Origin of the sequence: Amycolatopsis sp. cmx-11-12 (assembly GCF_046269425.1) — a bacterium.
Lineage (GTDB): Bacteria > Actinomycetota > Actinomycetes > Mycobacteriales > Pseudonocardiaceae > Amycolatopsis.
Genome location: NZ_JADNQM010000027.1, coordinates 67109 through 79314, shown reverse-complemented (window position 1 = coordinate 79314; position 12206 = coordinate 67109). Strand labels below are relative to the sequence as shown.

General features: G+C 67.4%; 9 protein-coding genes. 5 read left to right on the top strand and 4 right to left on the bottom strand.

Annotated elements, in window-relative coordinates; all coding sequences use genetic code 11:
- Positions 1-5 precede the first annotated feature (5 nt).
- The gene (locus tag ACLARN_RS30635) at positions 6-464 is read right to left on the bottom strand and encodes a roadblock/LC7 domain-containing protein (RefSeq protein ID WP_364030821.1); all 459 of its coding nucleotides are present in this window, start codon (positions 462-464) and stop codon (positions 6-8) included.
- Between the two features lie 20 nt (positions 465-484).
- Positions 485-3601 carry a nitrate- and nitrite sensing domain-containing protein gene (locus tag ACLARN_RS30630; protein WP_409495004.1) on the bottom strand — a complete coding sequence of 1039 codons (3117 nt, stop codon included), beginning with the start codon at positions 3599-3601 and terminating at the stop codon, positions 485-487.
- Positions 3602-4376: 775 nt separating this feature from the next.
- On the opposite strand from ACLARN_RS30630, the gene ACLARN_RS30625 reads away from it, so the two are divergent.
- The 5 genes from ACLARN_RS30625 to ACLARN_RS30605 all read left to right on the top strand — a co-directional run bounded on the left by ACLARN_RS30625 (position 4377) and on the right by ACLARN_RS30605 (position 9099).
- Positions 4377-5339: an ABC transporter substrate-binding protein gene (locus ACLARN_RS30625; protein ID WP_409495003.1), complete on the top strand. Its 963-nt coding sequence runs from the start codon at positions 4377-4379 to the stop codon at positions 5337-5339.
- A 308-nt stretch (positions 5340-5647) separates the two neighbouring features.
- Positions 5648-6592 carry an ABC transporter substrate-binding protein gene (locus tag ACLARN_RS30620; RefSeq protein ID WP_409495002.1) on the top strand — a complete coding sequence of 315 codons (945 nt, stop codon included), beginning with the start codon at positions 5648-5650 and terminating at the stop codon, positions 6590-6592.
- A gap of 8 nt (positions 6593-6600) precedes the next feature.
- The gene (locus ACLARN_RS30615) at positions 6601-7371 is read left to right on the top strand and encodes an ABC transporter permease (protein WP_409494949.1); all 771 of its coding nucleotides are present in this window, start codon (positions 6601-6603) and stop codon (positions 7369-7371) included.
- On the top strand, positions 7368-8201 hold the full coding sequence (locus ACLARN_RS30610) for an ABC transporter permease (RefSeq protein WP_409494948.1): 834 nt from the start codon (positions 7368-7370) through the stop codon (positions 8199-8201). The genes ACLARN_RS30615 and ACLARN_RS30610 overlap by 4 nt, the downstream gene beginning before the upstream one ends.
- A 22-nt stretch (positions 8202-8223) precedes the next feature.
- Positions 8224-9099, top strand: a complete 876-nt coding sequence (locus tag ACLARN_RS30605; protein WP_409494947.1) for an ABC transporter ATP-binding protein — start codon at positions 8224-8226, stop codon at positions 9097-9099.
- A gap of 734 nt (positions 9100-9833) precedes the next feature.
- Here ACLARN_RS30605 and mdlC read toward each other — a convergent pair.
- Positions 9834-11417, bottom strand: a complete 1584-nt coding sequence (gene mdlC / locus ACLARN_RS30600) for a benzoylformate decarboxylase (protein WP_409494946.1) — start codon at positions 11415-11417, stop codon at positions 9834-9836.
- Positions 11418-11508: 91 nt separating this feature from the next.
- Positions 11509-12186, bottom strand: coding sequence for a copper homeostasis protein CutC (locus tag ACLARN_RS30595; RefSeq protein ID WP_409494945.1), 678 nt, complete (start codon positions 12184-12186; stop codon positions 11509-11511).
- Positions 12187-12206: the final 20 nt, after the last annotated feature.

Genomic DNA, 12206 nt, shown 5'->3' with positions numbered 1-12206 from the left:
GTCGCTCAGCGGCGGACCGACGCGCCCTGCAGTTGCGCGCGCATCTCCGGTGTCAGCTGTTGCCCCACGCGTTCCACCAGCAGGGTCATCTCGTAGACGACCAGGCCGATGTCACTCTCCGGCGACCCGAGGACCGCCAGACAGGAACCGTCGGACACCGCCATCAGGAAGAGGAAGCCGTTGGCCATCTCGACCACCGTCTGCGCGACCGTGCCGCCCTCGAACACCTTGGCCGCACCGCGCGCGAGGCTGGTCAGCCCCGACGAGACGGCTGCGAGCTGGTCGGCCCTGTCCTTGGGGAGCCCCTTCGAGGAGGCCAGGAGCAAACCGTCCGCCGACACCACCACGGCATGCGCCGCGCCCGGGACCCGGTGCACGAAATCCGTGATCAGCCAGGCAAAGCTGCTCGTGTGTCCTCTACCCTGCGCCTGGCCGCCAGGCTGCGCCGGACCACCCGGCTGCATCGCACCCGCCCGTGTCACTTTCACTCCTTACTGCTGTCATCGGCGGAGGAACCCCCGCCGGTCACCGGAACGCCGTTGTCATCCAGCGCGTCTATCGGGCGATCCTTCAACGCGTGCCGTCCCGACTTGTAGCCCTGTTGGAAGCTTGCCATCCGACTCCTCGCCGCCGTCGCCGAGCGGGCGATAGCGCCCGTCCCCGGCATTCCGGAGGTCTTGTCGGCGAACGAGTCTTCCTTCTTCGGCTCGTTCCCGCCGATCGAGCCGGGGACGAGGTACTGGTTCGGCACCCGTTTGGGCAGCCCCGCCGGGGTGACCTCGTCGTTCCGGTCTTCGTACAGGACCTGCGCCGCCTGCCAGCCGTCGTCGGACGCGCTGCGCCAGCCATTGTCCTGGAGCACCGTCTCCGGCGGAACAGTCCGCGGGGTCCGAGTGGGCAACGCCTCTTCGGCGGACTCGGCGACGGCTTCGTCCGGTTCGTCGAGACCGTCGTAGTCCTGCTGTTCGGGCGAGTCCGATCCGGCGGGCTCGACCGGCTCCGTGTAGGTGGTCGGGGTGTCGCCGCCGACCTCGTCGCCTTCGCTGAACCAGCGCGAGAGCACCGACTGGTAGATCGGGAGCCGCCTGGTCGGGACGTCGTCGTCGAGCGCCGACTTGCCCGAATCGGCGGGCTCCTCGGGCTGCCGCGGCGACTCGGCCGGAGTCACCGGTACGTACCTCGGCTCCCGCTTCGGCAGCACGAGCGACGAGAACTGGGTCTCCGTGCCGCTGGAGGCGCCGTCGCCGTTCGGCAGCGAGATGTCGTCGGCCGTCGGCCACGCCGGGGTCTCCTCGGCGGGGGCCGCGGGGCTGAGGAACGGTCCGGCCGCGTTCTTGCCCGCGACCAGGTCGTCGAGGCTGATCGGCTGGTCGAGCGGGACGAGCCCGCCCTGGTTCGCGACCGGCTGCGGTGCGGCCGGTGGCTTCGACGGCGGCGGCGGGGTCATCTCCAGACCGCGGTCGGACGCCGGGATGCTCGGCAGCGAAGTCGACATCTCGGACATCGAAGGCATCGACGTCTCCGAGCGGTTCGGCGGCGGCGGGGTGTTCCGCGCGCCGGGCCGCATCTGCGTGAGAACCTCGGCCGGCACGACGACCCGCGCGATCACGCCGCCCTCGATGTCCTCGTTCTCCCGGAGGCGGACCTCGATGCCGTGGCGGCGCGCCAGGCGTGCGACCACGTACAGGCCCATCCGCCGGGTCACCGAGACGTCCAGGTCCGGCGGTTCGGCCAGTCGCTGGTTAACCTCGGCGAGCCGCTCCTCCGTCATCCCGACACCGTGGTCGGTGACCTGGATGGCGAGCGCCTTCTTACGGGTGATCACCGCGCGGACGGTCACCTTCGTCTCCGGCTCGGAGAAGTAGGTGGCGTTGTCCAGCAGTTCCGCGAGCACGTGCACGAGGTCGTGGATCGTCAGGCCCTGGACGGCGACCTCGGGGACGATCCCGATCTCGATCCGGGCGTACTGCTCGATCTCCGAGACCGCGGCGCCGATGACGTCGGCGGCGGGCACCGGCTTGGGCACCGACTTCGCGAGACCGGCGCCCGAAAGCACCAGGAGGCTTTCACCGTTGCGGCGCAGCCGCGTAGCGAGGTGGTCGAGCTCGAACAGGCTGGCCAAGTGGTCCGGGTCCTGCTCGTCGGCCTCGAGCCGGTCGATCACACCGAGCTGGCGTTCCACCAGCCGCTGCGACCGGCGGGACAGGTTCACGAAGATGCCGTTGACGTTCTCGCGCAGGAGGGCCTGTTCGGCGGCCATCTTGACGGCCTGTGCGTGAACGACGTCGAACGAGCGCGCCACTTCACCGATCTCGTCACGCGAAGTGACGGGCACCGGCTCGACCGAACGCTTCGAGGCGTTGACCGGGTCCGGGTCGTCCAAGATCGCTTGCACGGTTTCCGGCAGTCGTGTGTAGGCGACGTCGAGCGCCGTCTTCCGCAGGATCCGCAGCGGGCGCAGCATCAGGCGGGCGATGACGAGCATCAGGAACAACGCCGCGATCAGGGCCAGCAGCACGATCGCGCCACCGATCCACGCCGAGTTGATCGCGTCGGTGGCCAGGCCGTCGGCCTGTGCCCGCAGCTGGCCGAGCAGGTTGGTCTCGACCGCGCGCAGCTTGTCCAGCGCGACCCGGCTGTCGTTGCCCAGCGCGACGTTGTCGATCGACGGCGTCTCGTTCTGCTGATGCAGCGAGAACGCCATCGTGGTGATCCGGCGGCGGTCGTCGACCTCGGGGCCGGAGAAGGTGTCCGAGTAGAGCTGCCGCTGCTCGGGGCTGGCGTTCGCGAGGAAGGCCGCCGTCGAGGCGTCACCGCTCGCGACCGCCGAGCGGGCCTGGTCGAACAGGTCGCCGGGGAAGGAGGAGCGGAAGGAGGCGATCAGCAGCGCCGCGTCACCGCGGGCGATGAACTCCTTGCTCTCACTGATGGCCTGCACGGTGACACCGAGCCGGAGCACGTCGCGGTTGGCGACCGCGGTCGTCACCTCGCGGCCAAGCTGGACCAGCGAGTCGAGGATTCCGGAGTAGGCGATGAGGACCGGGGTGTCGCCCAGCAGCGAGGTGTTCATCGCGCCGCGCAGCGGCCGCAGGGCGTCGAGCCGTTGCAGGCCGCGCGAGTAGCGGTCCCTCGTGTCCTGGTCGTCCGGGTTGATCTGGTTCGCCGAGGCCCGCAGGTCGTCGACCGCGCGGTCGACCTTGGCGATCTGCGCGTCGAGACCGGTCTGGCGCGAGCCGTCCTGAGAGGCGAGCCGGGCGACGGCGAGCGCGCGTTCGCTCTGCAGCTCGTGCACCACGAGCGTGATCTTGTCCGCGAACGCGACCTGGTCGGCCGTGTCCTGGAACCGGGCGGCCTCGGAGCCGTCGTCGAAGACGCGCAGCCCGCCGAGGGCGAGCGCGGTCAGCGTCGGGATGATCAGGACGGCCGCGAGCTTGGATCGCAGACGCCAGTTACGCAGGCCCAGGAACGACCCGGCCACCTTCCCGCCAGGACCGTCTCCGGTTTCCCGCGCAGGGGTCCCTCCCACCCCCGCGGTGTCTTCGTTCGGCACCGCCGCACCACCATCATCTTCATTCGGGCCGGGAGAGCCCATTTTGGACATGCCGTTCTCGAACTGGCCGTACTGCTGTCTGGGTCGGTTGTCGGAGACCACTACCCGCTCACTCCTGCCGCCCGGCAGGGATACATACGAAGCGAGTGCTCACTCTGACAAATAAGGAGATCGTCTTTGACGCAGTCTCTCAGGTGCACTTGGCCGAATTCCCGCCTGGCGTCATTGGTCTGTTCGGCCTAACCCGCCAGTGCGCGGACACGCACCAGTGAAGCACGGTCGTGTTCGACACTCGTTCGGTCAACAAGTACTTGGTCGACAGCAGGTACTTGTTCGACACAGAGTGCCTTGCACCTCGGGAAAGGTCCAGAGCGTTCGGCCATCCAAGGCACTCTCTTTCACTACATCAGTGGTCCACACCTCACTACCGGTGCATGAGGGTAGCGAACGGATGGCCCAGATGTAACCCTTCGGACAAGACGTGGGAAGTCCCACCGGACGGCTCTTGACCTGTTGACGCTCAGTTGGCAACAAACTCTTGCCGTTCGACTCAACGAACACGCCGAGTTGTGTTCACTTCTGACAAACAACCTGTTCGGGTGATCGTTACCCCAGGGGATCATAGGATGACCACCCATTGTGAGCACGTTGTCGGTTCTCTACAGTGGGCCCGTGACTTGAGACAAAGAGTCACTTCCGAATTCCACATCAGGCCACGTCATCACGTGTCCCTCCCCTTGATCAGGAGCACCACTTGCTTGGCTCTGCAAGCTCGAAGAAGGCCTTGAGCGTCAGCCAAGGCCGGCGTGGAGCCCTCGCCCTCGCGATGGCGGCCGTCGTTTCGGTATCGATCAGCGGCTGCGGCCTGCTCGGCGGGGACGATTCGTCGTCCTCCTCCTCCGGCGGCTCCGGGAACCTCGAGAAGTCGAAGATCAAGGTCGCGACGATGTCGACCATCGACACCGCGTCGCTGCGGCTGGCACAGGACGGCGGGTACTTCAAGACGGAAGGCCTGGACGTCGAACTCGTCGAAGCCGCCACCGGCCAGATCTCGCTGACCAAGCTGATCGGCAGCGAAGTCGACATCGCCTACGCCAGCTACACCCCGTTCTTCATCGCGATGAGCAAGGGCACCGCGGACATCAAGCTGGTCTCCGACGCCTCGTCGGCCGGGCCGAAGAGCACGTCGATCATCGCCATGCCGAACTCCTCGGTGCGCGGCATCAACGACCTCGCCGGGAAGAAGATCGGCATCTTCGCGCCGAACACGGTCTCCGACACCCTGACCAAGTCGGTGATGAAGGACCACGGCGTCGACTTCTCCAAGGTCCAGTGGGTGCCGGTCCAGCCGCCGAACATGGCGGCCGCGCTCAAGAACGGCGACATCGACGCAGGCTTCCTCACCGAGCCGTTCATCACGCAGGCCGCGAAGCAGGCGGGCACCGTCCCGATCGTCGACACCGCCACCGGCGCGACGCAGGACTTCCCCACCGCCGGCTACGGCTCGCTCGGCAAGTTCGTGAACGAGAACCCGAAGACCGTGGCCGCCTTCCAGCGCGCCATGCAGAAGGCCACCCGCGACGCGGCCGACCGCTCCAAGATCGAGCCGCTGCTGGTCAAGTACGCGAAGATCGACCAGGACACCGCCGCGCTGACCACGCTGCTGACGTTCCAGTCCACCTTGGACCCCCGCCGTATCCAGCGGGTCCCGGACCTGCTCCTGCAGATGGGCGCGATCCAGACGAAGATCGACGTCGGCCCGATGATCGCGCCCCAGACCACGAGCTGATGACACGCGGTTACCCCGAATTGTCGCTCCACCAGTAAATCGATCACTAAAAGTAGTGTTGTCCAAGCGGGTGATCACGCGATCAGGCGAATGGCCTAAAATGATCACCCGCTCACGACACCCATTGTGAGCAGGTGGGCAAATCTCTAAGGTGACCGCGTGCCTGGCGAAATGAAGCCACGACACGGATGAAAAAACCCCAACGGTGATTCATTGTTTCCGAGGAGCTGGCTTTGTTTCGAAACGCCATGAGCAGGAGCGGTGTCCGCAGAGGACGGGGTGCCGTCGGTGTCGCCCTGAGCGCCCTCATGCTGGCCACATTGGGCGCCTGTGGCGCCCTCGGCGGGGACGACACGTCCAAGGCGTCGGGTGGTGACGGCGCGGTCGAGAAGGCGAAGATCAAGGTGGCCCTGCTGCCCGTCGTCGACCTCGCGCCGCTTCGGCTGGCCCAGGAAGGCGGCTACTTCAAGGCCGAGGGCCTGGAGGTCGAAGCCGTCGACGCCCCCAGCGGCCAGCAGGCGATGACCAAGATGATCGGCGGCGAGGTCGACATCGCCTTCTCCACCTACATGCCGTTCTTCGTCGCGAAGAGCAAGAACGCGGCCGACATCCGGCTCGTCGCCGACTCCGTTTCGGCCAGTCCCAAGAGCAACGCGGTCGTCACGGTGCCGACCTCCTCGGTCAAGACGATCAACGACCTCGCGGGCAAGAAGATCGCGATCACCGACAAGAACACCGCCTCCCACCTGCTCACCGTGTCGGTGATGAAGGACCACGGCGTCGACACCAGCAAGGTGCAGTGGGTGCCCATGCAGCTGCCGAACATCGCCGCCGCCCTGTCGTCGGGTCAGGTCGACGCGGGCTACCTGCCCGAGCCGTTCCTGACCCAGGCGTCCAAGGTGGTCGGCGCGACCCCGGTCGTCGACATCGCGACCGGTGCCACCACGGACTTCCCACTGGCGGGCTTCGGCGCTCTCGGTTCCTTTGTGGACAAGAACCCCAAGACGCTGGCCGCGTTCCAGCGCGCGCTGGGCAAGGCCGTGCGCGATTCGGCCGACCGTTCCAAGATCGAACCGATGATCGTCAAGTACGCGAGGGTCGACGCCGAAACCGCTTCACTGCTCACGCTGCCGACGTTCGGGTCCACTCTGGACGCCCGTCGCCTGCAGCGCGTGCCGGATCTGCTGCTGCAGACCGGCGTGATCACCGCCAAACTCGACGCCGCCCCGATGCTCGCCCCTCAAGCTGGATAAAGGTAAAGGTGCCACGACTTCTCCGTGCCCTGGCCGGTCTGGCCGGTTTCTTCCTCCTCTGGGAAGTGATCGTCCAGGCCGGCCTGGTCCGCAAAGAGTTCATCCCCCCGCCGTCCGTCGTCCTCGTGACGATCTTCGAACAGTTCGGCGAGACGCAGTTCATCCGCGACCTGGTCGCCACGTTCCTCGCGTGGGCGATCGCCCTGCTCATCGCGGTCGCCATCGCCGTGCCCGCCGGTCTGCTGCTGGGCAGCATCCCCGGCCTGCGCACCGCGACCGCCGTGGTCATCGAGTTCCTGCGGCCGATCCCCGCCGTCGCGCTGATCCCGCTGGTGCTCCTGCTGATCGGCGGCGGCCCCGAAGCGAAGATCACGCTCGCCGTGTACGCGTCGCTGTGGCCCATCATGTTCAACACGATCTACGCGCTCGGCGAGATCGACCCCGTCCTGCTCGAGACCGCGAAAGCCTGCGGCACGAGCAAGTTCCGGACGCTGACGTCGGTGGCGCTGCCGCATACCGCGCCGTTCGTGTTCACCGGGGTCCGGCTGTCCGCCAACATCGCGCTGATCGCGGTGGTCAGCACCGAATTCCTGGCCGGTGCCAAACTCGGCATCGGCAACTTCATCATGCAGGCCAGCACCGGCTCGACCAGGTTCGACCTCGTGCTCGCTGGCACCGTGGTGGTCGGCTTGCTCGGTTTCCTGATCAACGGCGGGCTGGAGATGATCGGCAGGCGGGCCTTCCGCTGGAGCACGGTCGACCGGGAGGCGGTCTCGTGACGACCCTCACGCTGTCCAGCCGCGTCGGCAGGCGCGTGGGCCGGGGCCTCGGCATCCTGGTCCGCAACTGGCTGCTGTTCTTCGCCCTGGTCGGGCTCTGGGAACTGGGGACCCGGCTCGCGGAGAGCCCGTTCTTCCCGCCGCCGACCGAAATCGTGACCGCGTCGGTGAAGCTGTGGTTCAGCGGTCCGGCGTCGCAACTGTTCCTGACCGACACCGTGTTCGACAACGTCCTGCCGAGCCTCGGCCGGACACTCGGCGGCTGGCTGCTGGCCGGTGCCGTCGGTGTCGCGCTGGGTGTCGCGCTGGGCCGGTCCAAGACCGGAATGGACTACGTCGGACCGCTTTTCGCGTTCTTCCGTTCGGTACCGCCGCCCGCGCTGATCCCGGTGTTCATCGTCCTTTTCGGACTCGGACCGGGGATGCAGACCGGATCGATCATCTTCGGCGCGATCTGGCCGGTGTTGCTCAACACGGTGGACGGTGTCCAGTCGGTGGACCAGGTGAAGATCGACACCGCGAAGTCGTTCCGGACGCCTCGGTCGTACTGGGTGCGCTCGATCGTGCTGCCCGCGGCCGGTCCGAAGATCTTCGCGGGCCTGCGGCTGAGCCTGTCCATTTCGCTGCTGCTGATGGTGATCTCGGAACTGGTCGGCTCCTACAACGGCATCGGCCGGTCCCTGATGGACGCCCAGCAGGCGTTCGACTTCCCGCTCATGTGGTCGTGGCTGGTCCTGCTCGGACTGCTCGGCTTCGGGTTCAACGCGGCCTTCCTCGCGGTGGAGCAGAGAGTGCTTCGCTGGCAGCCCACCCGCAACGGCCGTATCTAGTTTCCTTCGAAGGGTCAGCAAGATGTCAACCATGCTCGAGGTCTCCGGGCTGAACCACCGTTACGGCGCGGGGGAAAAGGCGCACGTCGCGGTCAACGACCTGTCGTTCACCGTGGAAGCGGGTCAGCTCGCGAGCATCGTGGGCCCGTCGGGCTGCGGCAAGTCGACGCTGCTTCGCTGCATCGCCGGGCTCATCAAGCCGACGTCCGGGCGGGTCAGCCTGCACGGCGACGACGTCTTCGGCGTGCCGGAGGACCTGGCCGTGGTGTTCCAGGACTACAGCCGCTCGCTGTTCCCCTGGCTCTCGGTCGCGAAGAACGTCGAATTCCCCTTGCGGTGGCGTAACTTGAGCCGCTCCGAGCGCCGTACGCGGGCGCAGGAGGCGCTGGAGTCGGTCGGCCTGTCCGGGGTCGGCTCGAAGTTCCCGTGGCAGCTCTCGGGCGGCATGCAGCAGCGTGTGTCGATCGCGCGGGCGCTGGCCAGCCGGCCCGCTCTGCTGCTGATGGACGAGCCGTTCGCGTCGGTCGACGCGCAGACGCGGTTCGAACTCGAGGACCTGACCCGCCGCGTGCAGCGCGAGAACGGGAGCACGGTTCTCGTGGTCACGCACGACATCGACGAGAGCGTCTACCTGTCGGACCGGGTGCTGGTGCTGTCGAAGTCGCCCGCCAAGATCGTCGCGGACCTGCCGGTGGGGCTGCCCGCGGAGCGGAACCAGATCACCACGCGCGAGTCCGCCGAGTTCGTGACGCTGCGCGGCGAGGTCGCGCGGCTGCTGCAGGGTGGCGCCCCTGAGGCCGTCACCGCCGCCTCCGACGCGGCCGAGTACGAGCTCGCGCAGCAGGACGCTTCCGCGACGGCCGACGCTGACGCCGAGGCCCGCGCGAAGAGCTCCTGAAGTGCTATGAACGGCCCGTTACTTGCAAATTTTGCAAGTAACGGGCCGTTCATAGCAGCGTTTCGTCCTGTGTTGTCCGAGTCCAGAGGGCCGTGAAGGACTCTTTGAGGGACCCTGGGTCCCTCAAAGTTCCCTTCACCCGCCCCGGAACAGCACCTCTAGATGAGTGATTCCGTGAAGATCGCGTGAAGTGCAACCCCGCGAAGGAATCCTTCCCTTGACCGTCATAAAGGACACTGGTTGGGGCCGAATTATCCGATTGATCATCGATTGCCCGTATTACCGGATCTGCGGGGCCCCTCAAGGACTCGACATGCTCAGGTGGCCGTGGCCGTCTCGGTCGCCCCTTCGGTGCGAACCAAGGTTGTGAAGGCCTCCTTGCTTACCCTCAAGGTAGACAAGGAGGCCTTCACAACCTCGGCGATACGGACATACGGCATCCATCGGACGATACGACTCGAAAAGCATCCTCTGTGGACAGTCATAGTGCTTCACGTGATTTTCACGGAATCAACCGTCTAGTCTCAGCCGCCCCGCCAGCCACAACGGCGGCGCGTGAAGGCCTCCTTTCCTCGGCTCAGCCGAGGAAACTCGACCTTCACACCTTCCCCAAGTACATGAAGGCCCCCTTCCTTGCGCCTAGCGCAAGCAAGGGGGCCTTCATGTACTTCAGACGACCGGGGCGCGCCGGTACCAAGTAGCCGGGAGACCGCGAAGGACGCCCTTCAGCCCGCTCAGTACAGCGTGCGCGGGTTCGGGTCGATCCGGACGTGCACCAGGTGCGGGCGCGCGTCCGGCAGCGCGGCCTCCAGCGTCGGCTTGAGGTCTTCGGCCTTCTCGACGACCGACGTGTTCAGGCCCAGGCTCTTCGCCAGCGCGGGGAAGTCGATGCCGCCGAGGTCGACGCCCGGCACCTTCTCGCCGCCCGCGGCCTCGCCGAGGATGCGCACGGCGGCGTACTGCGAGTTGTCGAAGATCACGAACGTCACCGGCAGGTTGTTCTGCGCCGCCGTCCACAGTGCCTGGACGCAGTACATGCTCGAACCGTCGCCGAGGATGGCGACGACCTTGCGGTCCGGGCGGGCCAGCGCGGCGCCGACGGCGGCGGGGAGGCCGTAGCCGAGGGTGCCGCTGGCGACGGTGAGGAAGCCCGAGTCGGTCGACTTGATCGGCAGGTGATCGTGCAGGTCGTTGCGGTGGCTCGGCGTCTCTTCGACGACGATGGCGTTGTCCGGCAGGACTTCCGAGATCGTGGCGTAGGCGAAGTCCGGCGTGATCGGCGTGACCGCGGCGGGCTTTTCCAGCCGGGTACGGGGTTTCGGCGCTTCCCGCGGCGCGGCGTTGTCCAGCAGCGCGCGGATCGCGAGCTTCGGCGTCGCGCGGATCCCGGTGCCCTCGACGGCCCTGGCGAGGATCTGTTCGTCGTCACTGACCAGGAACAGCGGCGGCAGCGCGGTTTTCGACTCACCCCGGTACACGTGGTAGGTGAACGCCGGGGCGCCGATGACGACCACGAGGTCGTGCTCGGCCAGCGCGCTCGCGAGCGCTTCCCGTTCCGGCTGCAGGAAACCGAAGAACTGCGGGTGGTCCTCGGGGAAGGAGCAGCGCGCCCCCATCGGCGGCGCCCAGACCCCGGCGCCCACCTTCTCGGCCAGCGCGACGACGTCCGGCACGGCGCCTTCACCGTCGATGCCGGGGCCGACCACGATCGCCGGGTTCCGCGCGGCGTCCAGTGCGGACACCAGTTCGTCCAAAGCGGACGGATCGGGGGCGAAGCCGCGGATCATCGACCGGGAGACGACCGGCTTCGTGGTCTCGACGTCCCAGTCGTCCACCGGCACCGAGACGAACACCGGACCCATCGGCGCCTGCGTCGCGATGTGATACGCCCGCGCCAGCGCGGCCGGGACGTCTTCGGCCCTGGCCGGTTCGCAGCTCCACTTCACGTACGGCTTGGGGAAGTTCGCCGCCTCGACGGCGCCGAGGAAGGGATCGTCCGGCAGCAGCGACCTGGTCTGCTGACCGGCGAGGATGATCAACGGCGCGTTGTTGCGGTAAGCGGTGAAGATATGCCCGAGCGCGTGGCCGACCCCACCGGCGGAGTGCAGGTTCACCAGCGTCGGCCGTCGCGAGGCGCGGGCGTACCCGTCGGCCATCGCGACGACCGACGCCTCGTGAAGCGCGAGCACGTAGGTGAAGTCGTCGGGCCATTCCGTGAGGAACGCGATCTCGGTCGTGCCGGGATTGCCGAAAATCGTGGTCAGGCCAAGGTCACGCAGCAGTTCCCTGGTCGCGTCACGTACGGTGCGGGTAGCCATGGCCCACACGCTAGCTGGTCATGTCCCGATAGTTGAAGATGCAACCTCAAATCACACCTTGCGTGGTCTGGACCTGACCCTTCGCGTACGGCTAGTCCTTGACCAGCGCCGCCCACTCGCGGACGGCGGCGACGTCCACATCGGACTCCCAGCCGCCGGGCCTCGCCGCGCTTCCGATGTGGAACGCGCGCACCCCGCCCGCCCGCAGCAGATGCACCTGCTGCGCCCGCAGGCCGCCACCGACCAGCAGCCGCGGCCCGTCCGAGCGGCGGGCGAGCCGTTGCAGCACCGAGAGGCCGTGCGCCACCCCGTGCGGATGCCCGGCCGCGAGCACCGTGTCACAGCCGAGCGTGGCCAGCTGGTCGTAGGCGCGCAACGGGTCCCGCGCGCGGTCGATGGCCCGGTGGAAGGTCCACGGCAGCCCGTCGAGCTCCTTGACCAGTGTTTCGCAGGCGTCGACGTCGATCTCGCTGTCCAGGTCCAGGAAACCGAAGACGAACTCCCGCGCGCCCGCGTCGATCAGCCGTCCGGTGTCGGCGCGCAACCCGTCGAGGTCACCGGCGGCGAAGGACATGTTGTCGCGCAACATGACCCGCACCGGGAGGTCGGTGGCGGCGAGCACTTCGCGCAACGTCTCGACCGACGGCGAGAGGCCGTCGCTGGCCATGTCACTGACCAGTTCGAGGCGATCGGCCCCGCCCTCCTGTGCGCGCTCCGCGTCCGCCGCGGTCAGCGCGATCACTTCCAGCAGGCCGGTTTTCGAACTCATGGACCTTCCAATTCGCTGTG

Bases quoted from the DNA above. Each gene is read 5' to 3' on its own strand.
- ACLARN_RS30635 (WP_364030821.1), bottom strand. From the start codon at position 464: ATGCAGCCGGGTGGTCCGGCGCAGCCTGGCGGCCAGGCGCAGGGTAGA.
- ACLARN_RS30630 (WP_409495004.1), bottom strand. From the start codon at position 3,601: ATGTCCAAAATGGGCTCTCCCGGCCCGAATGAAGATGATGGTGGTGCG.
- ACLARN_RS30625 (WP_409495003.1), top strand. From the start codon at position 4,377: ATGGCGGCCGTCGTTTCGGTATCGATCAGCGGCTGCGGCCTGCTCGGC.
- ACLARN_RS30620 (WP_409495002.1), top strand. From the start codon at position 5,648: ATGCTGGCCACATTGGGCGCCTGTGGCGCCCTCGGCGGGGACGACACG.
- ACLARN_RS30605 (WP_409494947.1), top strand. From the start codon at position 8,224: ATGTCAACCATGCTCGAGGTCTCCGGGCTGAACCACCGTTACGGCGCG.
- mdlC (WP_409494946.1), bottom strand. From the start codon at position 11,417: ATGGCTACCCGCACCGTACGTGACGCGACCAGGGAACTGCTGCGTGAC.
- ACLARN_RS30595 (WP_409494945.1), bottom strand. From the start codon at position 12,186: ATGAGTTCGAAAACCGGCCTGCTGGAAGTGATCGCGCTGACCGCGGCG.